The organism is Amycolatopsis sp. NPDC049159, from assembly GCF_040648295.1.
Lineage (GTDB): Bacteria > Actinomycetota > Actinomycetes > Mycobacteriales > Pseudonocardiaceae > Amycolatopsis > Amycolatopsis pretoriensis_A.
In genome coordinates this window covers 43,548-67,583 of sequence record NZ_JBEZDL010000004.1, presented here as the reverse complement: position 1 = coordinate 67,583, position 24,036 = coordinate 43,548, and the positions used below count along the sequence as shown (strand labels likewise).

At 71.3% G+C, this 24,036-nt stretch carries 19 protein-coding genes; 14 read left to right on the top strand and 5 right to left on the bottom strand.

Features of this window, described 5'->3' with window-relative positions:
* The first annotated feature begins 38 nt into the window (after positions 1-38).
* The 3 genes from AB0B33_RS09255 to fdhD all read left to right on the top strand — a co-directional run bounded on the left by AB0B33_RS09255 (position 39) and on the right by fdhD (position 2,975).
* Positions 39-452, top strand: a complete 414-nt coding sequence (locus AB0B33_RS09255) for an Lsr2 family protein (protein WP_247023462.1) — start codon at positions 39-41, stop codon at positions 450-452.
* Positions 453-829: 377 nt separating this feature from the next.
* Positions 830-2,140 carry an OFA family MFS transporter gene (locus AB0B33_RS09250; RefSeq protein WP_360768781.1) on the top strand — a complete coding sequence of 437 codons (1,311 nt, stop codon included), beginning with the start codon at positions 830-832 and terminating at the stop codon, positions 2,138-2,140.
* Position 2,141: 1 nt separating this feature from the next.
* Entirely contained in the window at positions 2,142-2,975 is an 834-nt protein-coding gene (gene fdhD / locus AB0B33_RS09245) for a formate dehydrogenase accessory sulfurtransferase FdhD (protein WP_360768778.1), read from the top strand.
* On the opposite strand, the gene AB0B33_RS09240 is transcribed toward fdhD, so the two are convergent.
* From AB0B33_RS09240 to sucC, 3 genes are read right to left on the bottom strand one after another with little or no spacing between them, the layout of a single operon-like run.
* Complete coding sequence (locus AB0B33_RS09240; RefSeq protein WP_360768775.1) at positions 2,963-3,958, bottom strand: LysR family transcriptional regulator; 996 nt, start codon at positions 3,956-3,958, stop codon at positions 2,963-2,965. The two genes, fdhD and AB0B33_RS09240, sit on opposite strands and share 13 nt — an antisense overlap.
* Complete coding sequence (gene sucD, locus AB0B33_RS09235) at positions 3,958-4,836, bottom strand: succinate--CoA ligase subunit alpha (protein WP_360768773.1); 879 nt, start codon at positions 4,834-4,836, stop codon at positions 3,958-3,960. Before sucD ends, AB0B33_RS09240 begins: the two co-directional genes overlap by 1 nt.
* 3 nt (positions 4,837-4,839) lie before the next feature.
* Complete coding sequence (sucC, locus tag AB0B33_RS09230) at positions 4,840-5,985, bottom strand: ADP-forming succinate--CoA ligase subunit beta (protein ID WP_360768770.1); 1,146 nt, start codon at positions 5,983-5,985, stop codon at positions 4,840-4,842.
* Positions 5,986-6,270: 285 nt separating this feature from the next.
* Here sucC and AB0B33_RS09225 point away from each other — a divergent pair, with 285 nt between their 5' ends.
* From AB0B33_RS09225 to AB0B33_RS09210, 4 genes are read left to right on the top strand one after another with little or no spacing between them, the layout of a single operon-like run.
* Entirely contained in the window at positions 6,271-8,010 is a 1,740-nt protein-coding gene (locus tag AB0B33_RS09225) for a thiamine pyrophosphate-binding protein (protein ID WP_360768768.1), read from the top strand.
* 13 nt (positions 8,011-8,023) lie between these two features.
* A complete protein-coding gene (gene frc, locus AB0B33_RS09220) occupies positions 8,024-9,253 on the top strand; it encodes a formyl-CoA transferase (RefSeq protein WP_360768765.1) in 1,230 nt (409 codons plus the stop codon).
* Positions 9,254-11,398, top strand: a complete 2,145-nt coding sequence (locus AB0B33_RS09215) for an acetate--CoA ligase family protein (RefSeq protein ID WP_360768763.1) — start codon at positions 9,254-9,256, stop codon at positions 11,396-11,398.
* A gap of 15 nt (positions 11,399-11,413) precedes the next feature.
* Entirely contained in the window at positions 11,414-12,790 is a 1,377-nt protein-coding gene (locus tag AB0B33_RS09210; protein ID WP_360768760.1) for an OFA family MFS transporter, read from the top strand.
* Between the two features lie 30 nt (positions 12,791-12,820).
* Here AB0B33_RS09210 and AB0B33_RS09205 read toward each other — a convergent pair whose 3' ends face one another.
* A complete protein-coding gene (locus AB0B33_RS09205; RefSeq protein WP_281506294.1) occupies positions 12,821-13,558 on the bottom strand; it encodes a GntR family transcriptional regulator in 738 nt (245 codons plus the stop codon).
* Positions 13,559-13,739: 181 nt separating this feature from the next.
* On the opposite strand from AB0B33_RS09205, the gene AB0B33_RS09200 reads away from it, so the two are divergent.
* From AB0B33_RS09200 to AB0B33_RS09185, 4 genes are read left to right on the top strand one after another with little or no spacing between them, the layout of a single operon-like run.
* Positions 13,740-14,735, top strand: coding sequence for a 2-dehydropantoate 2-reductase (locus tag AB0B33_RS09200; protein WP_360768756.1), 996 nt, complete (start codon positions 13,740-13,742; stop codon positions 14,733-14,735).
* A 14-nt stretch (positions 14,736-14,749) separates the two neighbouring features.
* Positions 14,750-16,672 carry a molybdopterin-dependent oxidoreductase gene (locus tag AB0B33_RS09195; protein WP_360768754.1) on the top strand — a complete coding sequence of 641 codons (1,923 nt, stop codon included), beginning with the start codon at positions 14,750-14,752 and terminating at the stop codon, positions 16,670-16,672.
* Position 16,673: 1 nt separating this feature from the next.
* Entirely contained in the window at positions 16,674-18,419 is a 1,746-nt protein-coding gene (locus AB0B33_RS09190) for an NAD(P)H-dependent oxidoreductase subunit E (protein WP_360768751.1), read from the top strand.
* Positions 18,416-19,273, top strand: a complete 858-nt coding sequence (locus AB0B33_RS09185) for a 2Fe-2S iron-sulfur cluster-binding protein (RefSeq protein WP_360768748.1) — start codon at positions 18,416-18,418, stop codon at positions 19,271-19,273. The genes AB0B33_RS09190 and AB0B33_RS09185 overlap by 4 nt, the downstream gene beginning before the upstream one ends.
* On the opposite strand, the gene AB0B33_RS09180 is transcribed toward AB0B33_RS09185, so the two are convergent.
* Positions 19,270-20,505: a HEAT repeat domain-containing protein gene (locus tag AB0B33_RS09180; protein ID WP_360768745.1), complete on the bottom strand. Its 1,236-nt coding sequence runs from the start codon at positions 20,503-20,505 to the stop codon at positions 19,270-19,272. The two genes, AB0B33_RS09185 and AB0B33_RS09180, sit on opposite strands and share 4 nt — an antisense overlap.
* Positions 20,506-20,635: 130 nt before the next feature.
* Here AB0B33_RS09180 and AB0B33_RS09175 point away from each other — a divergent pair, with 130 nt between their 5' ends.
* From AB0B33_RS09175 to gcl, 3 genes are read left to right on the top strand one after another with little or no spacing between them, the layout of a single operon-like run.
* Positions 20,636-21,442 (top strand): TIM barrel protein, encoded by an 807-nt coding sequence (locus AB0B33_RS09175; protein WP_360768742.1) that lies wholly within the window; start codon positions 20,636-20,638, stop codon positions 21,440-21,442.
* A complete protein-coding gene (locus AB0B33_RS09170; RefSeq protein WP_360768739.1) occupies positions 21,439-22,326 on the top strand; it encodes an NAD(P)-binding domain-containing protein in 888 nt (295 codons plus the stop codon). Before AB0B33_RS09175 ends, AB0B33_RS09170 begins: the two co-directional genes overlap by 4 nt.
* Before the next feature lies 1 nt (position 22,327).
* On the top strand, positions 22,328-24,016 hold the full coding sequence (gene gcl / locus AB0B33_RS09165) for a glyoxylate carboligase (protein ID WP_360768736.1): 1,689 nt from the start codon (positions 22,328-22,330) through the stop codon (positions 24,014-24,016).
* The last annotated feature ends 20 nt before the right edge of the window (positions 24,017-24,036 follow it).

The following is a 24,036-nucleotide window of genomic DNA, read 5'->3' as shown; positions in this document are numbered from 1 at the left end:
TCCGACCGTGTTCTGGAGAAGATGAGGAACGACGAACCATGGCGCAACGGGTGCAGGTCCAGATGGTGGACGACCTCGACGGGAGCGAGGCTTCGCAGACCGTCCCCTTCAGTCTCGACGGCGTGACCTACGAAATCGACCTGTCCGAGGACAACGCCTCCGCGCTGCGGGACGAACTCGCGCGCTACGTCGGCGCCGCGCGTCGCATCGGCGGCCGCAAGGTGCGCCTCGCGACCGGTCAGTCGCTGTCCGGCTCGGGCGGCGGCTCGGGGACCGACCGCGAGCGCAACCGGCAGATCCGCGAGTGGGCGCAGGCCAACGGCTACGAGGTCGCCGAGCGCGGCCGCCTTTCCAGCGAGATCATCGCGGGCTTCGAGGCCGACCAGGCCGCGGCGGCCGAGCCCGTCGACGTCAAGCCGGCGCGCAAGCGAGCCCCGCGCAAGAAGTCTTGAACCGGAGCGGCAAAACTTCCTGACGGGTAACGGGTTCGTCGCGGTGCGTGCGCACCGCCCGGTCCGCCCCAGGGATTCCGGCCCGAGCGCCCCGAAGTGCCGTCGAGTGCGAATGCCGCACCCGACGTCACTTCGGGGCGCTTTTGTGCGTCCGTAGGTGTTCGTTGTGGACGCCAGACGCGGTTCGACGGGTGTCAAAGCTTGTCGACGGTGCCTTCGATGGCCAGACTGGCAGTGCTCCGCGCGGCCGGTACCGCGGCGGAGCACCGGCCCGGTGGCCGCCTCCTCCCTCGATGGCCACCGGGCCGCCTTCTTGCCTCGAACCGCAGGCTACCGCATACTGCATACAATCTGCAGTCTGCGAGGAGGCGGTCGCCATGGCTGAGATCCGCGAGCTCCGAGACGTCTACGGCCGGCGCTACCGCGTCGGGGAGTCCGACCGGGAGCTGCTCGGCAGGCCCCGGACGTGGATCACCTGGCTGGCCGCCGCGGCCATGCTCGCCGCCGGGGTGCAGCAGTACGGCTTCGGCGCGATCGTCCCGGCGCTGAGCCGGGCGCACGGCTGGACGTTCGGCGGGATCGCGCTGTCCTTCGCCGTTTGGGCGATCTGCCAGGCCGGGGTGGCGTTCCCGGCGGCGTGGCTGCGTGACCGCGGGGTGTTCCCCGCGCCGGCCGCGATGGCCGCCGGCGCGGTGCTGTGCGCCGCCGGGCTCGTGACGCTCGGCCACGCGAGCAGCCTGCTCACCGTGTTCCTCGGCTACTCCGTGCTCGGCGGGCTCGGCACCGGTCTGGTGTACGCCACGTGCATCGGCGCGGTGCTCGCGTGGTTCCCGGACCGCGGCGGCTCGCGCGCGGGCGTCGTGAGCGGGGCGTTCGCCTTCGGCAGTGTGCCGTTCGTCGTCCTCGCCGCAGCGTTGCCGGAAGCGAGAGCAGTGCTCTTGGACGTGTCCGCCGCTCTCGTGCTCGTCGTGATCGCCGGCTGCGGCGCGGTGCTGCGCTACCCGCCGCGGCACTGGTGGCCCGCCACTCCGGAACCGCGTGCCTGGGCATTGGACCGGGCGCACAACCGGCGGCCGGCCGTCCGGCACTACCGGCCGGCGGAGCTCCTCCGGTGCGCGACGACGCGGGCGCTGTACCTCGTGGTCGTCCTCGCCGCCGCGGTGGTGTTGTTCGATCTGGCTTACCTGGCGACGTTCGTCGCCGAACGCAGCGGGCCCGGGCTCGCCGGGGCCGCGGTTGCGTTGCTCGCCGCGGCGACGGGCAGTGGGCGTGTCCTCGTCGGACGGCTCGCCGACCGGCTCGGCCGCCACCGGATCCTGCGCTTCGCGCTCGTCGCGGGCGGGCTCGCGCAGTTCGCGCTGTTCTCCTTGGGCGAGCACCGGCACGCGGTCGGCCTGCTGCTGGGTATCGCGCTCGCCGGCCTCGGCAACGGCTGCTGCTACACGCTGCTCGTCGGCTTGGTGCGCGAGTACTTCGGCGAGGAGTCGGTCGCGCAGAACTTCGGGATACTTTACAGCGCGAAGGCAGTCGGCGCGGGGGTCGGGACCGGGCTGGCCGCGCTCGTCGTGGCATCGCACGGGTTCGCCGGTGCGTTCGCCGTGGCCGGTGTGCTGAGCCTCGCGGCCGGCGTGCTGTCCGGGCGGCTGACCCAGCCGGGCCGCCCCGAGTCGCTGCTGCCGGCGGCCTGACGTGGGGCGGATGACCAGCAGGCGCCCGGTGGTGCGCGTCCGCGACGGCGCGCACACCACCCGGCCGGACACGCTCACCGTCGAGGAACCCCTCGAAATCCGGGTCGGCGGCAAGGCCCTGTCGATCACGATGCGCACGCCGGGCGACGACTTCGACCTCGCCGCGGGGTTCCTCGTCGGGGAAGGCGTGGTCCGTGCGGCCACCGACATCCGGGCGATCCGCTACTGCGCCGGCGCGACGGCCGACGGCGGCAACACCTACAACGTCCTCGACGTGACACTCGCCGACGGCGTAGCACCGCCGGACGCGTCGGTCGAGCGCACCTTCTACACGACGTCGTCGTGCGGCCTGTGCGGCAAGGCGAGCCTGGACGCGGTCCGCACGACGGTGCCGTGGCCGGTCGCCGCGGACCCGTTCACGACGGACGCGGCGACACTGGCCGCCCTGCCGGACGAACTCCGCGCGGCACAACGGGTCTTCGACCGCACGGGCGGCCTCCACGCGGCGGGCTTGTTCGACGGCGACGGCAAGCTGCTGTGCCTGCGCGAGGACGTCGGCCGGCACAACGCGGTGGACAAGGTCGTCGGCTGGGCCACCCGCGACGGCAAGCTGCCCCTCCCGGGCACGGCGCTGATGGTGAGCGGCCGGGCGTCGTTCGAGCTGGTGCAGAAGGCGGTGATGGCGGGAATCCCGTTGCTGGCCGCGGTTTCGGCACCGTCGTCGCTGGCGGTGGACCTGGCCGCGGAGCTGGGGCTGACGCTGGTGGGGTTCCTGCGGGGGACGTCGATGAACGTCTACACCCGACCGGACCGCCTGGGCCTTCAGCCGAGCTGACCGAGCACCGCCCCGACCACGGCGTCTTCGGGTGACCGGTGCACGGCGGCGAGCTGCCACGGGGGAGGCCGGTCGAACCGCCGGACAGTGAGCTCGGGAAACCGGGCGACGACGGAGACGGGCAGGACGCAGGTGGCGAGCCCGGCCTGCACGATCCTCGCGGCGGCGGCGAGATCGTCGACTTCCAGGGTGGGCCGCCGGCCGGGGAACGCGCGGTCGACGGCTTCGCGGATCGCCCAGCCGGGTGGGAAGCCGACGAGCGTGAGGCCGGAGAGGTCCGAAGGAGCGGAGCGCGCGCCGCCGGGAGCGGTGGCGAGAACGAGTTCTTCGGCCGGGAGCGCGGTGGTGACGAGCCCGGCACCGCGGCGGCCGTCCGGCGCGGCGCCGGGGGTATCGGAGACCGCGGGAGTCGGCTCGCCGGAGGTTGCGCTGCCATGGGCAGGCGGCGACGCGCCGGCGGTGGCGTCCGCCACCTTGCCGAGCGGGCCGGGGAAGGCACGGTGGCTCCCGGAGCCGGCCGGTTCGCCGGCAGGTGTCGTGCCCAGCGGGCCGGGTAGCGCGGTCAGCAGCAGGTCCACTGTGGACTCCGCCACCGCGCACCCCGCATCCCCGGGCGGCAGCTGGCGGACCTCCACCCCCAAACCCGGGTGCGCGTGCCGCAGCTTCGCCAGTAGCCGGTGCAGGTCCGCCAGCAATCCGGGGCACATCCCCACCCGTACGCACCCGCTCAGCGGGGAGACCGCCGCGCGGGCTCGCTCCGCCGCCTCCAGCGCCGCCCGCGCGGCGGGCACGAAGGCCTCGCCGGCGGGCGTCAAAACCACCCGGTGCGTTGTCCGGTGGAACAGCGGCGTGCCCAGGTCCCGCTCCAGCGCGCGCACCACAGTGGACACCGTCGACTGCACCGTCCGCAGGCGCTGGGCCGCCGCCGTGAAACCGCCCTCCTCGGCGACCGCAACCGCCACCGCCAGCTGGCGGAGGTCCATCACAGCACCTCGCGGACCAGCGCTGCCGTCTCGCTCGGGGTCCGGCCCACGCGGATGCCGGCCGCCTCCAGCGCTGCCTTCTTCGCCGCCGCCGTGCCTGACGAGCCGGAGACGATCGCGCCCGCGTGGCCCATCGTCTTGCCTTCGGGGGCGGTGAACCCCGCGACGTAGCCGACCACCGGCTTCGACACGTTCGCCTTCACGAAGTCCGCCGCCCGTTCCTCGGCGTCGCCGCCGATTTCGCCGATCAGGACGATGACGTCGGTCTCCGGGTCCTTTTCGAACGCTTCGACCGCGTCGATGTGCGTCGTCCCGATGATCGGGTCGCCGCCGATGCCGACGCACGTCGAGAAGCCGACGTCGCGCAGCTCGTGCATGAGCTGGTAGGTCAGCGTGCCGGACTTCGACACCAGGCCGATCCGGCCCCGGCCGGTGATGTCGGCCGGGATGATGCCCGCGTTGGAGCGGCCGGGGGAGATGATGCCCGGGCAGTTCGGGCCGATGATCCGCGTCCGCCCGCCCGCGGCGACGGCGTGCGCCCACAACCGCGCGGAGTCGTGCACCGGGACGCCTTCGGTGATCACCACCGCGAGCCCGATGCCGGCGTCCACCGCTTCGATCACCGCGCCGGCGACGAACGGTGGCGGCACGAACAGCACGCACACGTCGGCGGCGGCCGAAGCCATCGACTCCGCGACGCTGCCGAACACCGGAAGCGAACGGCCCGGGAGCTCGACCGTCTGCCCGGCCTTGCGCGGGTTCACCCCGCCGACGACGTTCGTCCCGGCCGCCAGCATCCGCCGGGTGTGCTTGGCGCCTTCGGAGCCGGTGATGCCGGAGACGACGATCCGACTGGTCTCGTCCAGGAAGATGGCCACGGGTCAGACCTCCGCGATCGCGAGCTTCGCCGCCTCGCGGGCGGCGTCGTCCATGGTGGCCACCACGGTGACCAGGGGATGGGCGGCGTCGGCGAGAATCCGCCTGCCTTCGGTGACGTTGTTCCCGTCGAGCCGCACCACCAGCGGCTTGGTCGCGCGCGAACCCAGGACCTCCAGCGAGCGCACGATCCCGGTCGCGACGGCGTCGCACGCGGTGATCCCGCCGAAGACGTTGACGAACACGCTGCGGACCTGCGGGTCGCCGAGGATCACGGTCAGCCCGTTCACCATCACCTCGGCCGAGGCGCCGCCGCCGATGTCGAGGAAGTCGGCGGGGCCGCGCGCGCCCGCCTCCGCCGCGGCCGAGGCGACGACGTCCAATGTGGACATGACCAGGCCGGCGCCGTTGCCGATCACGCCGATGTCGCCGTCCAGCTTGACGTAGTTGAGGCCCTTCGCGTGCGCCTCCCGTTCGAGGGGATCGCCGTCCGCGGAGTCGTCGAACGAATCGGAGCGCCGGAAGTCCGCGTTGTCGTCGAGGGTGATCTTCCCGTCCAGCGCGACGATCCCGGCCGACGTCCTGGCGAGCGGGTTGACCTCGACCAGCGTGCAGTCCTCGGCGACGAACACCGCCCACAGCTTCTCCACGACCCCGGCCACTTCCGCCCGGACGTCGGCGGGGAACCCGGCCGTGACCTCGGCCGCGTCGACGCCGGTCAGCGGGTCGACCGGGACGCGCCGGAGTGCTGCGGGGTCGGTGGCGGCCACCTCCTCGATCTCCATCCCGCCGTGCACGGACGCCATCGCCAGGAACGTCCGCCCGGCGCGGTCGAGCAGGAAGGAGACGTAGTACTCCTCGGTGATCTCACTGGCTTCGGTGACCAGGACGCGGTGGACGGTATGGCCCTTGATGTCCATCCCGAGGATGTCGTCGGCGGCCTGCTCGGCGTCGTCGGCTGTGTGCACCACGCGGACGCCGCCCGCCTTGCCGCGGCCGCCGGTCTTCACCTGGGCCTTGACGACGGCGGATCCGCCGATGGCCGCGGCCGCGGACCGGGCTTCGGCCGGCTCGGCGACGACGCGGCCGCGGGGGACGGGGACGCCGTGCTTCTCGAAGAGATCACGGGCTTCGTGTTCGAAGAGATCCATGCGGGGGCTTCCTTTCCGCGGCGGGGCAGGGCAAGGAGGTCCGCCGTGTCCGGGCGTGCGGTGACGGTCCGCGGGGGCGGGATCGAGGCCCGGGAAAAACCCTGCGGATAGCCCTGGACACGGACTGCTTGAGAGGTGACTATATGCCTACCCCATACGGTATGCAATCTACAGTCTGCCGCGAAGAGGCCGCTGACCTCGAAGGACGCCGGCAGTGGCGCGAGCGGACCCGGAAACGGACCGCCGGACAAGAGAGATCCGGTGGCGGACCAGAGGAGTTGAGCGATGGCGCTGACCACGACCGGCACGACCGCGGGGGAGAGTGCCCGTGCGACGAACGGCGCCGAGCCCGCGCCGGCCACGGAGATATCTGGCGGGCACCTGGTGGCGAAAGCCCTGAAGGCCGAAGGGGTCGACACGATCTTCACGCTGTGCGGCGGCCACATCATCGACATCTACGACGGCTGCGTCGACGAAGGCATCGAGGTCATCGACGTCCGGCACGAGCAGGTCGCCTCGCATGCCGCGGACGGCTACGCGCGGATCACCGGCAAGCCCGGCTGCGCGGTCGTCACTGCCGGTCCGGGCACCACCGACGCCGTCACCGGGGTCGCGAACGCGCTGCGCGCGGAAAGCCCGATGCTGCTCATCGGCGGCCAGGGTGCGCTGACCCAGCACAAGATGGGGTCCCTGCAGGACCTCCCGCACGTGGACATGATGGCGCCGATCACCAAGTTCGCCGCGACCGTGCCGCACACCGCCCGCGTCGCCGACCTCGTCTCGATGGCCTTCCGCGAAGCCTACGCCGGTGCGCCGGGCCCGTCGTTCCTCGAGATCCCCCGCGACGTTCTCGACGCGCGGGTGCCGCTCGACCAGGCCCGGATCCCCGAAGCGGGCCGCTACCGCGCGTCGACGAAGAACGCCGGCGACCCCGCCGACGTCGAGAAGCTCGCGGACCTGCTGGTGCACGCCAAGAAGCCGGCCATCCTGCTCGGCAGCCAGGTCTGGACCACGCGGGCGACCGGCCCGGCGACCGGCCTCGTGCGCACGCTGAACATCCCGGCGTACATGAACGGCGCCGGCCGCGGCACGCTGCCCCCGGGCGACCCGCACCACTTCCAGTTGTCCCGCCGGTACGCCTTCGACAACGCCGACGTCATCGTCATCGTCGGCACCCCGTTCGACTTCCGGATGGGCTACGGGAAGCGGCTTTCGAAGGACGCCACCGTCGTCCAGATCGACCTGGACTACCGCACGGTCGGCAAGAACCGCGACGTCGACCTCGGCATCGTCGGCGACGCCGGCCAGGTGCTGGCCGCGGTGGCCGAGGCCGCGTCCGGCCGCACCGACAACGGCGCCGTCGGCCGCAAGACGTGGCTCGAAGAACTGCACGCCGTGGAAGACAAGGCGAAGCGGAAGCGGCTGCCGCTGCAGCACTCCGACGCGAGCCCGATCCACCCGTACCGGCTCGTCCACGAGATCAACGAGTTCCTCACCGAGGACTCGATCTACATCGGCGACGGCGGCGACATCGTCACCTTCTCCGGCCAGGTCGTCCAGCCGAAGTCGCCCGGGCACTGGATGGACCCCGGTCCACTCGGGACGCTCGGCGTCGGCATCCCCTTCGTCCTGGCCGCCAAGCACGCCCGCCCGGACAAGGAGGTGGTCGCCCTGTTCGGGGACGGCGCTTTCAGCCTCACCGGCTGGGACTTCGAAACGCTCGTGCGGTTCGACCTGCCGTTCGTCGGGATCGTCGGCAACAACTCGTCGATGAACCAGATCCGCTACGGCCAGGCCGCGAAGTACGGCGTGGGGCGCGAGCGCGTCGGCAACACCCTCGGCGACGTCCGCTACGACGAGTTCGCCCGGATGCTGGGCGGTCACGGCGAAGAGGTCCGCGACCCCGCCGACATCGGGCCGGCGCTGCTGCGGGCGCGGGAGTCCGGCAAGCCGTCGCTGATCAACGTCTGGGTCGATCCCGACGTGTACGCCCCCGGAACCGTGAACCAGACCATGTACAAGTGAGCGGAGGCCAAGCATGGGTAAGGCACTGGAGGGCGTGCGCGTCCTCGACATGACGCACGTGCAGTCCGGTCCGTCGTCGACGCAGCTGCTCGCCTGGCTCGGCGCGGACGTGATCAAGCTCGAAACCCCCGGCCGCGGCGACATCACCCGCGGGCAGCTGCGCGACCTGCCCGGGGTGGACAGCCTCTACTTCACGATGCTGAACGCCAACAAGCGCAGCATCACGCTCAACATGAAAAGCGACGAGGGCAAGGAGATCTTCGAGAAGCTCGTGTCCGGGGTCGACGTCCTGGTCGAGAACTTCGGCCCCGGCGTCGTCGACCGGTTCGGCTACCCGTGGGCGAAGCTGTCCTCGCTCAACCCGCGGCTGGTCTACGCCTCCATCAAGGGGTTCGGGCCCGGCCGCTACGCCGACTTCAAGGCCTACGAGGTGATCGCGCAGGCCATGGGCGGCGCGATGAGCACCACCGGCTTCGAAGAGGGCCCGCCGACCGCGACCGGCGCGCAGATCGGCGACTCCGGCACCGGCATCCACCTGGTGGCCGCCATCCTCGCCGCGCTGTACCAGCGGATCTCCACCGGCCGCGGCCAGCGCGTCCAGGTCGCCATGCAGGACGCCGTGCTCAACCTGTGCCGGGTCAAGCTGCGCGACCAGCAGCGGCTCACCCACGGACCGCTCGGGGAGTACCCGAACGAGAACTTCGGCGACGAGGTCCCGCGCTCGGGCAACGCTTCCGGCGGCGGCCAGCCCGGCTGGGCGGTGAAGTGCGCGCCCGGCGGCCCGAACGACTACATCTACGTGATCGTCCAGCCGCCCGGCTGGGCCCCGCTCGCCCGGCTGATCGGCAAGGGCGAGCTGGCCGAGGACCCGGCGTGGGCCACCCCCGAGGTCCGGCTGTCCAAACTGGACAAGATGTTCGCGCTCGTCGAGGAGTGGACCGAGAAGCACAGCAAGTGGGAGGTGATGGAGAAGCTCAACGCCTGCAACATCCCGTGCGGCCCGATCCTGTCCACGAAGGAGCTGATCGAGGACGAGACGCTGGCCGAGCTCGGCTCGGTCGTCGAGGTGCCGCACCCGGAACGCGGCGCCTTCAAGACCGTCGGCTGCCCGCTGAAGCTGTCCGACTCGCCGGTCGAGATCGAACGGTCGCCACTGCTCGGCGAGCACAACGTCGAGGTGCTGGCGGAGCTCGGCTACGGCGAAGCGGAGCTCGAGAAGTTCCGCGCCGCGGGGGTGATCTGAGTGGCGGATCGCGCGGCGGTCGAAAAGATCCTCGCCCAGGTGGCGGCCGAAGGGCGGTCCGCGCTGACCGCGCCCGAGGGGCGTGCGGTCTGCGAGGCATACGGTATCCCGACCCCGGCCGAGCGGCTGGCGGCTACGGCCGCCGAAGCCGTCTCGCAAGCCGAGGAGATCGGCCTGCCGGTGGTGCTCAAGATCGTCTCCCCGGACATCCTGCACAAGACCGAGGCCGGCGGGGTGCTCGTCGGCCTGCAGGACGCCGAAGCGGTGAAGGCGGGTTTCGGGAAGATCGTCGAGAACGCGAAGGCGTACAACGCCGGCGCGCGGATCGTCGGCGTCCAGGTGCAGCAGATGCTCACCGAGGGCCAGGAGGTGATCATCGGCTCGGTCACCGACCGGACCTTCGGGAAGGTCGTCGCGTTCGGCCTCGGTGGCGTGCTGGTGGAGGTGCTCAAGGACGTCACCTTCCGGCTCGCGCCGACGACGGCCGAGGAAGCGCTGTCGATGGTCGACGGTATCCAAGCGGCCGAGATCCTGCGGGGCGTGCGTGGTTCGGATCCTGTCGACCGTGCCGCCCTCGCCGCCGTGATCACCGGGCTCGGCGAGCTCGTCACCGACTTCCCGCAGCTGTCCGAAGTGGACCTCAACCCGGTGCTGGCCACCGCGCGCGGGGCGACCGCGGTCGACGTCCGCATCCTGGTCGACCCGGACGCGGCGAAGGAGCCGCAGCGGTTCACCCAGGAGGAGATCCTGGCGTCGATGACCCGGATCATGAAGCCGGCGTCGATCGCGGTGATCGGTGCGTCCGCCGAGGCCGGGAAGATCGGCAACTCGGTGATGAAGAACCTGGTCGGCGGCGGCTACGCGGGGGAGATCCACCCGATCAACCCGAAGGCCGCCGAGATCCTCGACCGCAAGGCCTACGCCAGCATCGCCGACGTACCCGGCGACGTCGACGTCGCGGTCTTCGCCATCCCGGCCAAGTTCGTGCCCGCGGCGCTGGAAGAAGCCGGCAAGAAAGGTGTCGCCGGCGCGATCCTCATCCCGTCCGGCTTCGGCGAGACCGGCAACATCGAGCTGCAGGACCAGGTCGTCGCGATCGCGCGCAAGCACGGCGTGCGCGTCCTCGGTCCCAACATCTACGGTTACTACTACACGCCGGAGAACCTGTCGGCGACGTTCTGCACCCCGTACGACGTCAAGGGCGGTGTGGCGCTGTCATCCCAGAGCGGCGGCATCGGGATGGCGATCCTCGGCTTCAGCCGCTCGGCGAAGATGGGCGTCTCCTCGATCGTCGGCGTGGGCAACAAGGCCGACATCGACGAGGACGACCTGCTCACGTTCTTCGAGCACGACGAGAACACCGAGCTCATCGCCATGCACCTGGAGGACCTCAAGGACGGGCGGGCGTTCGCGGAGACGGCGAAGCGGGTCTCGCGCCGCAAGCCGGTTGTCGTGCTCAAGGCCGGCCGGACGTCGGAAGGCGCCAAGGCGGCCAGTTCGCACACCGGCGCGCTGGCCGGCGACGACAAGGTCTACGACGACATCCTGCGCCAGAGCGGCGTGGTGCGGGCGCCCGGCCTCAACGACATGCTCGAGTACGCCCGCGGCATCCCGCTGCTGCCCACGCCGAAGGGCGAGAACGTCGTCATCATCACCGGGGCCGGCGGTTCGGGCGTGCTGCTGTCGGACGCCTGCGTCGACAACGGGCTGCAGCTGATGACGATCCCGCCGGACCTCGACACGGCGTTCCGCGAGTTCATCCCGCCGTTCGGCGCCGCGGGCAACCCGGTGGACATCACCGGCGGCGAACCGCCCTCGACCTACCGCGACACGATCGCGCTGGGCCTGGCGGACGACCGGATCCACGCGCTGATCCTCGGCTACTGGCACGCCATCGTCACCCCGCCGATGGTGTTCGCCGAACTGGTGTCCGAAGTGGTCGGAGAGTACCGGGCGAAGGGCACCCACAAGCCCGTCGTCGCGTCGCTGTCGGGGGACGTCGAAGTCGAGGAGGCGAGCGATCACCTGTACGACCACGGCATCGTGGCGTATCCGTACACGACCGAGAAGCCGGTGGCGGTGCTCGGCGCGAAGTACCGCTGGGCACGGGCCGCGGGCCTGCTTTCGAACCTGAGTCGACGATGACGAAGGAGAACTTCCATGACTGCAGCCACTTACCGGGAGATAGTTGACGAGAACGGCAGAACCTACCGGGTAGGGGAGTCACCGCACGACATCATGGGGCGCTCCCGGAGCTTCATGGTCTGGCTGCCCTGGATCGCCATGATGGCGGTCAGCGTGTTCGAGTACGGCTGGGGGGCCGTCGAAGGCACCCTGGAGGAGAAGTACGGCTGGACGCTGTCGGACGCGTTCTGGCTGGCGAGCATCTGGGCGGTGTTCCAGGCCGGGGTGGCGTTCCCGGCCGGACGGCTCCGGGAGAAGAACATCGTCTCGGCGAAGACGGCCATGCTGGCCGGCGCGGTGTGCAGCGGCATCGGCTACTTCACCATCGCGCACAGCGGGAACCTGACGGTGGCGTTCATCGGCTACTCGGTGCTCGGCGGCACCGGCGCCGGGCTCGTGTACGCGACCTGCATCAACATGGTCGGCAAGTGGTACCCGGAGAAGCGCGGCGCGCGGACCGGGTTCGTCAACGGCGGCTTCGCCTACGGTTCGGTGCCGTTCATCTACCTGTTCAGCGCGTTCCTCGGGCACGAGAACGTCACCGGGGTGCTGGACGGGATCGGTCTCTACATGCTGATCGTCGTCGGCGTCTGCGGGTTCCTGTTCAAGGACCCGCCGAAGAGCTGGTGGCCGAAGGAGATCGACCCGCTCACCTGGGCGAAGAACAAGTCCGGGGTCAAGAGCCTCGCCAAGAACCCGCCGGCGGTCCGGCAGTTCACCCCGGTCGAGGCGATCCGGACCGGCATGCTCCCGCTGATGTGGGTGTGCCTGGTGATCATCGGCGGGGTCTCGCTGTTCGGCATCAACTTCCAGGTGCCCTTCGCCAAGGAAAGCCACTTCGGCGCGTTCGTCGCGGCTTCCTCGGCCGGCGTGCTGGCGATCGTGAACGGCACCGGCCGCGCGGTCGTCGGCTGGGCGTCGGACAGGATCGGGCGACGGCAGACGCTCACCGTGGTGCTGGTCATCGCGGCCGGCGCGCAGTTCGGCGTGCTGTACGCCGGGAACACGCACAACCTGTTCCTGTTCATGGTGTTCGCGTTCCTGACCGGGTTCGGCGGCGGGGCGTTCTACCCGCTGTTCGCGGCGCTCGTGCCGGACTACTTCGGCGAAAACAACAACGCGTCGAACTACGGCCTGGTCTACAGCGCGAAGCTCGTGGGCGGCGTCGGCGGCGGCGGGCTCGCCGCGGGCGTCATCAGCGCGTGGGGTTACACGGGAGCGTACGTCCTCGCCGGGTGCATCGCGCTCCTTTCGGCGGTGCTGACGCTCTTCCTGCGCCAGCCCGGCCGGCCGCGCCACCAGCTCGCCGAAACCGAGCTGGTGGCGCGGCCTTCAGCCGCCGCCGGCGGCTGAGCACCGGTTCGCTCCCCGGTCCCGCGGCCATCAGGACCGGGGAGCCTCCGGGCGTTCGTGGTAGGCCTGGCGCGTCCGTTCGGTGTGCTTGGCCATGATCTGCTCCGCGGCTTCGGTGTCCCCGTCGGAGATCGCGTGGATCAGCTCGTCGTGCTCGTTCCACGCGTCGCGGCCGCGGGGCCGGGCGATCGGCGTGTAGTACCAGCGGACCCGGCGGTCGACCAGGCCGATCAGTTCCGCCAGCACGGCGTTCCCCGACAGCTGCGTGATGAACGCGTGGAGGGCGGCGTTGGCCGCGACCAGGCCTTCGGTGTCGTCGGCGTGCAGGGCCTGGACGCCGACCTGCTGCAGGTCCCACAGGCGCCGGACGTCCTGCGGGGTGGCGTTGCCGGCGGCGAGCTTCGCGGAGTGCGTCTCCAGCACGCTGCGGACGCTCAGCAGCTGGTCGGCCTCCTCGTCGGTCGGCAGGTGCACGAACGCACCCTGCGCCGGGCGGAGGTCGACCCAGCCCTCGCTCTGCAACCGCTGCAGGGCTTCGCGGACGGGCTGCCTGCTGACGCCCAGGTACTCCGCCAGGTCGGCTTCGACCAGGTGCTGCCCGGGTTCGAGGGTGCGGTTGATGATCAGCTCGGCGAGGGCTTCGTAGACGACCTGCCGCAGCGGCGCGGGCCGTTCGACGCGCTTGGCGGCGGTCGAGCTGAGCGAGCCCTTGGCCGTGCGGCGGCCGGACGGGCCGCGCTCTGGAAGCGGGGATGCGGGCTGGCTCACGGGACACCTCGAAGGGGAGAGGAAAGCGATCTTCTGCGATCAGGATACAGGTTTTGGTATGCAAAATCCCAGACTCTCACCCGCTGGGGAGTTTTCCCCGCGAGGAGTGCACCCCTGGTCAGCGCCGTGGATCCAGGATACTGTATGCAATAACGTGCTCGACCGAAGCGGGAGGCACATCATGAAGGTGGCTGTTCTCGGGGCCGGGGCGATCGGTGCCTACGTCGGGGCCGCGCTGCACCGCGGCGGGACCGAGGTGCACCTGATCGCCCGGCGGGCCCACCTCGCGGCGATGCGCGAGCACGGCGTCCGCGTGCTCAGCCCGCGCGGCGACTTCACCGCGCACCCCCACGTCACGGACGATCCGGCCGAAGTCGGCGGGGTCGACTTCGTCTTCCTGGGCCTCAAGGCCAACTCCTACGCCTCGTGCGGGCCGCTGCTCGCACCGCTGCTCGGTCCCGAGACGGCGATCGTGGCCGCGCAGAACGGCATCCCGTGGTGGTACTTCCACGGCCTCACCGGTCACCCGCTCGAAGGACGGCGGGTCGAGGCCGTCGACCCCGGCGGCTCGGTGACCGAGGTGCTCGAGCTGCGTCGCGCCATCGGCTGCGTCGTCTACTGCTCGACGGTCATCGAGGAGCCGGGCGTGATCCGGCACCTCGAAGGCACCCGGTTCTCCCTCGGCGAGCCGGACGGCGAGATCTCCGCGCGCTGCAAGGTGCTCAGCGCGGCGATGATCGCCGGCGGGCTCAAGGCGCCGGTCGAACCCGACCTGCGCACCGACATCTGGGTCAAGCTGATGGGCAACGTCGCCTTCAACCCGCTGTCCGCACTGACCCGGGCGACCATGGCGCAGATGTGCGAGCACGACGACACGCGCGCGCTCGTCGCCACGATGATGACCGAAACCCTCGCCATCGCCCGCGCCGCGGGCAGCGACCCGCAGGTCTCGGTCGAGAAGCGCATCGACGGCGCCTGGCGCGTCGGCCACCACAAGACGTCGATGCTGCAGGACCTCGAAGCCGGCAAGCCGCTCGAGACCGACGCGATCATCGGCGCCGTCGTCGAGCTGGCGGCGCTGACCGGCGTCCCCGCGCCGGCGCTGCGCCACGTCCACGCCGCCATCGGCCTGCTCGGCCACACCAGCACGACGCCCGTCCCCGTCGGGTCGCACTGAACCGGAGGTACCCCGTGAAGCGCAAGAACACCGAGCCGTACGTCCGGCTCACCCGGCCACTCGTGCGAGACTCCGGCGTCCTGCGGCCGGCGACCTGGGAGGAGGCCCTCGACCGGGCCGCCGCCGGGATCCGCCGGACCCTCGAAGCCAAGGGGCCCGAGGCGTTCGGGATGTTCTCGTGCGCCCGCGCGACCAACGAGATGAACTTCGTCGCGCAGAAGTTCACCCGCGCGGTGATCGGCACGAACAACGTCGACTCGTGCAACCGCACGTGCCACGCGCCGAGCGTGGCCGGCCTGGCGCGGGTGTTCGACAGCGGCGGCGGGACGTCGTCGTACCAGGAGATCGAGGACGCCGACGTCATCGTGATCTGGGGCGGCAACCCGCGCGAGGCGCACCCGATCTTCTTCCAGCACGTGCTCAAGGCCGTCCACAAGGGAGCGAAGCTCTTCGTCGTCGACCCGCGCCGGACGAGCACCGCGAGCTGGGCGCACCGGCAGCTGCAGCTGGAGGTCGGCACCGACATCCCGCTCGCGCACGCGATCGCGCGGGAGATCATCCACTCCGGACTGGCGAATCGTGCGTTCATCGAGCGGGCCACCGAAGGGTTCGAAGAATTCGCCGCGTCGGTCGAGCCGTGGACCCTGGAGGTCGCCGAGAAGACCACCGGCGTGCCGGCCGAGCTGATCGAGGAGCTCGCCCACACCTACGCCCGGGCCGATCGCGGCCAGCTGTCGTGGACGCTCGGGATCACCGAGCACCACAACGGCACCGACAACGTCCTGTCGCTGATCAACCTGTCCCTGCTGGCCGGTCAGGTGGGCCGCTACGGGGCCGGGCTGAACCCGTTGCGCGGGCAGAACAACGTCCAGGGCGGCGGCGACATGGGTGCCATCCCGGACCGGCTGCCCGGCTTCCAGGACGTCCTCGACGCCGGCGTCCGCGCGAAGTTCGACGCGGCCTGGGGCTCGGCCATCCCGCCGCACCAGGGCCTCAACCTCACGCAGATGCTCGACGCGATGGAACGCGGCGACCTGACCTGCGTGTACATCATCGGCGAGAACCCGGTCCAGTCCGAAGCGGACTGCGAGCACACGATCAAGCGGCTGGCCAACGTCGACCAGCTCGTGGTGCAGGACATCTTCCTCACCAAGACCGCGCAGCTGGCCGACGTCGTGCTGCCGGCGTCGGCGGCCTGGTGCGAAAGCGACGGCACGTTCACCAACTCCGAACGGCGGGTCCAACGCGTCCGCAAGGCCCTCGAACCGCCGGAAGGCGCGCGCGACGACATCGAGCTGCTGTCGGAGCTGGCCCGCCGGCTCGGCCACGACTGGCACTACACCGGCGGCGAAGAGGTCTGGGACGAGCTGCGCTCGCTCTCGCCGATGCACGCCGGGATGTCGTACGCACGCCTCGAAGAACTCGGCGGGATCCAGTGGCCGTGCTTCTCCGAGGACACCCTGGAACCGACGTTCCTGCACGGGCGGCTGTGGGCCGAGGACCCGGCCGAGCGCGGCCGGCTGGCGCCGTTCACCGTGCTCGAGCACAGCCCGCCGGTCGACCTGCTGTCCGAGGAGTTCCCGATCCGGCTCACCACCGGGCGGCGGCTGGACTCCTACAACACCGGCGTCCAGTCGGGCGGGTTCCCGTCGCCGCTGCGGCAGGGCGAGACCCTCGACCTGTGCCCGGAGGACGCGCGATCACTGGGGGTCGGACCCGACGAGCTGGTCCGGATCTCTTCGCGGCGCGGGGAAATCGTCGCGCCCGTCCGGCTCGACAAGGGCCTGAAGCCGGGGCTGGCGTTCATGACCTTCCACTTCCCGGACGAGGTCGACGTCAACGTCATCACCATCGAGGCGACCTGCCCGATCGCCGGGACCGCGGAGTACAAGGCCGCGGCCATCCGCGTCGACAAGCTCTCCGAGCCGGGAGTCTGAAGTGGACCTCAAGCTCCTGGACGCCGTCGCGTCGCGTGAAGAGGAGGAAGCGGTCGCCGGGTTCGCGGGCGGCGGCCGCGACCAGCTGCTGCCCGCGCTGCACGCGGTCAACGACCGGGTCGGCTGGCTCAGCCGGGGCGCGCTGAACCTGATCTGCGAGACGCTGCACGTGCCGCCCGCCGACGCGTACGGCGTCGCCAGCTTCTACTCGCTGTTCGCGCTCGAGGAACGCCCGGAGCGGGTCGTGCACGTGTGCACCGACCTGGCGTGCCGGGTCAAGGGCGCGGAGACGGTGTGCGACGTCCTCACCGAGCACGTCGGCGCCGCGGGGAAGGCGCGCGGCGGGGTCACGTGGCTGCGCGGTCCGTGCCTCGGCGTGTGCGAACGGGCCCCCGCGGCGCTGACGTTCCAGGCCGGCGACCCGGCCACCACCGAGCTGGTCGCCCCGGCCACCGGGGCGTCGGCCGTGCTGGCCGCCCAGCGCGAACCGTCCGCTTCGGACGGTTCGCCGCCGCTGATCCACCAGAAGGACGGCCTCCGGCTGCTGCGCCGCGTCGGCGTCGTCGATCCGTCCAGTTTGGACGGCTACCGCGCGACCGGGGGCTACGCGGCACTGCGGAACGCCCTGCGGATGGGGGAGGCCGCGGTGCTGCGCGAGGTCACCGACGCCGGCTTGCTCGGCCGCGGCGGGGCGGCGTTCCCGACCGGGCGCAAGTGGGCCGCCACGGCCGCGCAGCCCGCCGGGCCGCACTACCTGGTGTGCAACGCCGACGAGAGCGAACCCGGCACGTTCAAGGACCGGGTGCTGCTCGAAGGCGACCCGTTCGCGCTGGTGGAGGCGATGACGATCGCCGCGTTCGCGATCGGCGCCCGGCGGGGCTACGTGTACCTGCGCGGCGAATACCCGCGAGCGCTGCGGTTGCTGCGCAACGCAGTGGCGGTTTGCCGGGAACGCGGCTTCCTCGGCACGGACATCATGGGGCACCCCGGGTTCTCGTTCGACATCGAGATCCGCCGCGGCGCCGGCGCGTACATCTGCGGCGAAGAGACGGCGATCTTCAACTCCATCGAGGGCTTCCGCGGCGAGCCCCGCACGAAGCCGCCGTTCCCCGTCGAGAAGGGGCTCTTCGGCAAGCCGACGGTCGTCAACAACGTCGAGACCCTGGTGAACGTGCCGCTGATCCTCACCGGGGGCGCGGCCGCCTACCGGGCGATCGGCACCGAGGCCTCGGCGGGGCCGAAGCTGTTCTGCCTGTCCGGCAACGTCGAACGCCCCGGCGTCTACGAAGTGCCGTTCGGCACGACCCTGCGGGAGCTGCTCGCCCTGGCCGGGGGCGTGCCCGAAGGCCGGTCGCTGCGCGCGATCCTGCTCGGCGGCGCGGCGGGCGGGTTCGTCCGGCCCGACGAGCTGGACCTGCCGCTGACCATGGAGGACGCGCGGGCGGCGAAGACGACGCTCGGCTCGGGCGTCGTCCTGGTCCTCGACGACCTGGCCGACCTCGGTGGCTTCCTGCTGCGGATCGCGGAGTTCTTCCGCGACGAGTCGTGCGGGCAGTGCGTCCCGTGCCGGATCGGGACGGTCCGGCAGGAGAAGGCGATCCACCGCTACCTGGCGGCGGGCTCGGACGAACGGGCGCTGCTGCGCGAGGTGGGCGGGGTGATGCGGGACTCGTCGATCTGCGGTCTGGGCCAGACCGCGTGGAACGCCATCGAATCCGCGATCGACCGGCTGGGGGAACTGGGATGACCATCGTGGACATCGGGATCCCGCGACGGCTCGTCGAGTTCACTGTGGACGGCCGGACCGTCCGCGTTCCCGAGGGCTCGACGATCCTCGACGCGTGCACGGCGACGGGCACGGACATCCCGACGCTGTGCTACGGCGACACCCTCGAACCGGCGAACGCCTGCCGCGTCTGCATGGTGGAGGTCGAGGGCTCGCGGACGCTGGTGCCGTCGTGCTCCCGCAAGGCCGAACCGGGCATGGTCGTGCACACCGGCTCCGAGCGGACGCGCACCAGCCGCAAGGTCGTCCTCGAACTGCTGGCCTCCGCGACCGACCTCTCGACCACGCCCGGCGTCGCGGAGTGGCTGGCGGAAACGGGTGCGGACCCGGACCGCTTCGGCCCGGACGCGGCGACGGTCGCCCAGCCGGCCATTGTGGACAACGAGCTGTACGTGCGGGACTACGGGAAGTGCATCCTCTGCTACAAGTGCGTCGACGCGTGCGGCGAGCAGTGGCAGAACTCGTTCGCGATCACCGTGGCGGGCCGGGGTTTCGACGCGCGGATCTCGACGGAGTTCTCGAACCCGCTCCCCGAGAGCGCGTGCGTCTACTGCGGCAACTGCGTGGAGGTGTGCCCGACCGGGGCGCTCAGCTTCAAACGCGAGTACGACAAGCGCGAGGACGGCACCTGGGACGAGTCCCGCCAGACGGCGACGACGACGGTCTGCACGTTCTGCGGCGTCGGCTGCAACCTGACGCTGCACGTCCAGGACAACGAGATCGTGAAGGTGACTTCACCGCACGAGAGCTCGGTGACGCACGGCAACCTCTGCATCAAGGGCCGGTTCGGCTGGCAGCACGTCCAGAACCGTTAGGACCACGCCGAAGTAACGCGGTCGAGGTTGAGGAGCACGGTGGGGTGCCGCTCGACGGCCTTGCGGCGGCGCAACGCCCGGAGGAGGGAACGTTCGTTCCGGCGGTCCACGGTCTGCACGGCCTGGATCCGCACGTGGGGGTCCTCGTCGTCCAGCGCCGACTCCAGCAGCGCTGTCGCGTCCCCGCCGGCATCGACGAGGTGCCAGGCGGCGGACGCGCGGGTGCCCGGATCGGGCCGGGCGAGCAGGGGTGCCAGGTCCGTGACGAGGAGTTCGCCGGAAGCGGTCAACGCCCGCATCGTCTGCCAGGCCACGCCGGGGTCGGGGTCGGCGAGGAGCGCCCGGGCCCGGGCGGCGAGATCCGGGACGCCCAGCGCGGCGAGGACGTGGATCGCTTCGGCCCGTACGGCGGGGTCGGAGTCGGTCAGCGTGGCGCGGGCGGCGGGGGCCACCGCCGCCTTCACCGCCCGGGCGGCCGCCAGTGCCGCCACGCGCACCCGGGCATCCGGATCGGCGGACGCGGCGGCGAACGCCACGGCCGCCTCCTGGCCGGTCGAGGGCAAGCAGGCCACCGAATACGCGGCCTTGGCTCGCCGTCGCAGATCCGGATCTTCATTGAGGACGGTGAGCAGGGCGGCTTCGCGACCGGGGAGCTTGTGGCCGAACGCCGACACGGAGCACCCGGCCAGCGACTCGTCGAGCCAGCGGTGGTACCACACGAGGAAGCTCTCGTCCTCCAGGACGTACGGGGCGGGCACACCGTTGAGGTCGAGGTTGACCAGCCGCCCGCGGCCCGGGCCGGACACGACGAGGTGCGTGTACCCGGTGCAGCCGTGGTGGACGACCGCGAGCGTGCCCTGGACCGGGTCGGGCCGGTCGTGCGGCCCCCAGAAGGCGTCCCACCACTCGTTCTCGTACCACTGGCCCGGCCGGAACGGGCTCGGTGCGCGGAGGTGCCCGGGGAACGAGCCGGACACCTCCGCGTAGGCGTCGGCGAGCCGGAGCAGCCCGTAACCCGGGCCCGCACCACCGTCGCCGACCTCGAGCAGGAACGCGCGGTAGCTCTCGGGCAAGCGGATGCCGTGCGCCGCCTCGAACGCCGCGACCTCGTGCTCGGGCAGGACCGCGTTCAGCCGGTAGCGGTGGTGGCCGGCGCCGAACGAGTCGCGCAGCCGCGGGTCGGCGGCCGCCCGCTCGAGTTTCTCGACGACCGCGGCACGCGTTCCGGTCACGGTCTTTCCCCCTGTGGTTCGGCGCCAGCGTAACGAGCGGTCGCCGACGCGAGCGTTGACCTCGGACCTGTCCGGCAGCTATTCTCGATATGCGAAAGAAAAATTCCGGATAGCGAAATTTGAGGTAGCGATGCCCGAGCACTCCCTGCCGTACGTCGTCAACCTGTCGCTGCTGTTCAAGGAGGTCCCCCTCCTCGAGCGCGCGGCGGCCGCGCGGGCGGCGGGCTTCACCGACGTCGAGTACTGGTGGCCGTTCGAGGCCGCCGTACCCGCGCGGGACGAGGTGGACGCCTTCGTGAAGAGCCTGGACGGCGTCCGGCTGCGCGGGCTGAACTTCTACGCCGGGGACATGGCGGCGGGGGAGCGGGGCCTGGTCTCCTGGCTCGGCCGCGAAGCCGAGTTCGCCGACAGCCTCGTTGTCGCGCTGGACATCGCCGAACGCACCGGTTGCCGCAGCTTCAACGCGCTCTACGGCAACCGGCTGGACGGCGAAGACCCCGTCAAGCAGGACGACCTGGCCCTGGTGCACCTCGCCGGCGCCGCGGAAGCCGCCGCGAAGATCGGTGCGCAGCTGGTCCTCGAACCGCTCTCCGGCGCGGACCGCTACCCGCTCAAGACCGCCGCGGACGCCGTGGCCGTGCTCGACGACCTCGGGCGCGACAACGTGCGGCTGCTGGCCGACCTGTACCACCTGGCAGTCAACGGCGACGACCTGGACGCGCTGCCGACGACGCACATCGCCCGGATCGGGCACGTGCAGATCGCCGACGCGCCCGGGCGCCACCAGCCCGGCACCGGCTCGCTGGACATCGAGGGACACCTCGCGAAGCTGCAGGACGCCGGCTACGACGGGTTCGTCGGGATCGAGTACGTCCCGGAGCCCGACACCCTCGCGTCACTGGACTGGCTGCCGATCACCCGAAGGGGACGAGCATGAAACTGGGATTCATCGGACTGGGCGTGATGGGCGCCCCGATGGCCGCGCACCTGGTCGCGGCCGGGCACGACGTCGCCGGCTACGACGTCCACGCGGCGGCGGGGGAGAAGCTCGCGGCCGCCGGCGGGCGCGCCGCGACCGGTGTCGCCGACGCGGTGGCCGGCGCGGACGTCGTGATCACGATGCTGCCGAACCACCCGCAGGTCGAGGAGGTCGTGCTGACCGCCGGTGGCGTCCTCGACGCCGCCGGGCCCGGCGCGCTGCTGATCGACATGAGCACCATCCGGCCCGAGACGTCGATCGCGGTCGCCGAAGCCGCGCGGGACAAGAAGATCCGCGTGCTCGACGCTCCCGTCTCGGGTGGCCAGGCGGGCGCCGAGCAGGCGTCGCTGTCCATCATGGTCGGTGGTTCAGAGGACGACTTCGAGGCCGCCAAGCCGGTGCTCGGCGCCGTCGGCAAGACCGTCGTGCACGTCGGCCCGCACGGCGCCGGCCAGGTCGTCAAGGCCGCGAACCAGCTCGTCGTCGGCGGGATCTACGGGCTCGTCGCCGAAGCGATCGTGCTGCTCGAAGCGTCCGGTGTGGACGCCGCCACCGGCCTCGACGTGCTCGCCGGGGGACTGGCGGGCAGCCGGATCCTCGAGCTCAAGCGCAGGTCCATGGTGGACCGCCAGTTCGCGCCGGGGTTCCGGATCGACCTGCACCACAAGGACATGGGGATCGCGCTGGCCGCCGCCCGGCAGGCCGACGTCGCGCTCCCGCTCACCGGGCTGGTCGCCCAGCTCGTCGCCGCCGGCCGCGCCATGGGGTACGGCTCCCTGGACCACTCGGCCTTGCTGAAGGTCGCCGAACAGTTGTCGGGCCGCGTCCCGGCGGAGGTGTGACATGCCCAGAATCCCCGCGATGCAGGCGGTCGTCGACGTCCTGGAGAGCGAAGGCGTCGACACCGTCTTCGGCTGCCCCGGCGCCGCGATCCTCCCGCTGTATAACGCCCTGCAAGGCCGGGCGATCGAGCACCTGATCGTCCGCCACGAAGAAGGCGCGACGCACATGGCCGACGGCTGGGCGAGGACGAACGGCAACGTCGGCGTCGCCATCGGCACGTCCGGCCCGGCCGGGACCAACATGATCACCGGGCTCTACACCGCGCACGCGGACTCGATCCCGATGATCTGCATCACCGGCCAGGCGGCCACGACGAAGCTGCACCAGGAAGCCTTCCAGGCGGTCGACATCGTCGAGATCGCCAAGCCGGTCACCAAGTGGGCGGTGCAGGTCAAGGAAGCCGCGCAGCTGCCGTGGATCTTCCGCGAGGCCTTCCGGGTCGCCCGGTCCGGCCGGCCCGGCCCGGTGCTCATCGACCTGCCGATCGACGTCCAGAAGCAGGACATCGAGTGGGACTCGTCGATCGACTCGCCGCTGCCGGTGACCGCCGTGAAGCCCGCGGCCGCGCGGGTCGAGCGGGCCCTCGAAATGCTCCTGGCCGCCGAACGCCCGATCATCCTGGCCGGTGGCGGAGTCGTCCTCGGCGAGGCGAGCGAGCAGCTGCGCGCCGCGGCCGAGCGCCTGGACGTGCCGGTGCAGGTGACGCTGATGGGCAAGGGCAGCTTCCCCGAGGGCCACGAGCTGTTCGCCGGGATGGCGGGCATCCAGACGTCGCAGCGCTGGGCGAACGCGGCCTTCCTGGAGTCGGACCTGGTGCTGGCGCTGGGCGCGCGGTTCGGCGACCGGCACACCGGCGAGCTGTCGGTGTACCGGGGGGAGCGGAAGTTCATCCACGTCGACATCGAGCCGACGCAGCTGGGCAAGGTGTTCGGGCCCGACCTCGGGATCGTCTCGGACACGCGGGAGTTCCTCGACGCGCTGCTGGCGGCGCTGGAGAAGCGGGAAATCCCGCGGAGGCGTGAGTGGGTCGGCCGCATCGCGGAGCTCAAGGAAGCGCTTCCCCGCCGCGACGACTTCGACGCCCTGCCGATCAAGGCGCCGCGGGTGTTCAAGGAGATCAACGAAACCTTCGGCGAGGACACGTACTTCGTCACCGCGATCGGGCTCTACCAGATCTGGTCGGGTCAGTTCCAGCAGGCGCACAAGCCGCGCCACTACCAGGTGTGCGGCCAGGCCGGCCCGCTCGGCTGGGAGATCCCCGCCGCGATCGGGGTGAAGAAGGCGCGGCCCGGAGCCGAGGTCGTCGGCGTGGTCGGCGACTACTCGTTCCAGTTCCTCGTCGAGGAGCTGGCGGTGGCCGCCCAGTACGACGTCGGGTTCGTGCTGATCATGCTGAACAACGAGTACCTCGGCCTGATCCGCCAGGCCGAGACCGGGTACGACATGAACTTCGAGGTCGACATCCACTACGACGCGAACGGCACGGACAACGTCAAGATCATGGAGGCCTACGGCTGCTCCGGCACCCGCGTGCACGAGCCGGGGGAGATCCGGACGTCGCTGGAGTGGGCGCGCAAGGAGGCCGAGCGCACCAGCCGCCCGGTCCTGGTGGAGATCATGATCGAACGCGAGGGCAACGCCGCCATGGGTGCCGCCCTCGACGCCGTCCGCGAGTTCGAACCCGCGTAACACCCGCGTGACCACGGCCG

Coding starts and splice junctions, on each gene's coding strand:
- AB0B33_RS09200 (WP_360768756.1), top strand. CDS start 13,740: ATGAAGGTGGCTGTTCTCGGGGCCGGGGCGATCGGTGCCTACGTCGGG.
- AB0B33_RS09185 (WP_360768748.1), top strand. CDS start 18,416: ATGACCATCGTGGACATCGGGATCCCGCGACGGCTCGTCGAGTTCACT.
- AB0B33_RS09210 (WP_360768760.1), top strand. CDS start 11,414: ATGACTGCAGCCACTTACCGGGAGATAGTTGACGAGAACGGCAGAACC.
- AB0B33_RS09225 (WP_360768768.1), top strand. CDS start 6,271: ATGGCGCTGACCACGACCGGCACGACCGCGGGGGAGAGTGCCCGTGCG.
- sucC (WP_360768770.1), bottom strand. CDS start 5,985: ATGGATCTCTTCGAACACGAAGCCCGTGATCTCTTCGAGAAGCACGGC.
- AB0B33_RS09250 (WP_360768781.1), top strand. CDS start 830: ATGGCTGAGATCCGCGAGCTCCGAGACGTCTACGGCCGGCGCTACCGC.
- AB0B33_RS09170 (WP_360768739.1), top strand. CDS start 21,439: ATGAAACTGGGATTCATCGGACTGGGCGTGATGGGCGCCCCGATGGCC.
- gcl (WP_360768736.1), top strand. CDS start 22,328: ATGCCCAGAATCCCCGCGATGCAGGCGGTCGTCGACGTCCTGGAGAGC.
- AB0B33_RS09255 (WP_247023462.1), top strand. CDS start 39: ATGGCGCAACGGGTGCAGGTCCAGATGGTGGACGACCTCGACGGGAGC.
- frc (WP_360768765.1), top strand. CDS start 8,024: ATGGGTAAGGCACTGGAGGGCGTGCGCGTCCTCGACATGACGCACGTG.
- AB0B33_RS09240 (WP_360768775.1), bottom strand. CDS start 3,958: ATGGACCTCCGCCAGCTGGCGGTGGCGGTTGCGGTCGCCGAGGAGGGC.
- AB0B33_RS09175 (WP_360768742.1), top strand. CDS start 20,636: ATGCCCGAGCACTCCCTGCCGTACGTCGTCAACCTGTCGCTGCTGTTC.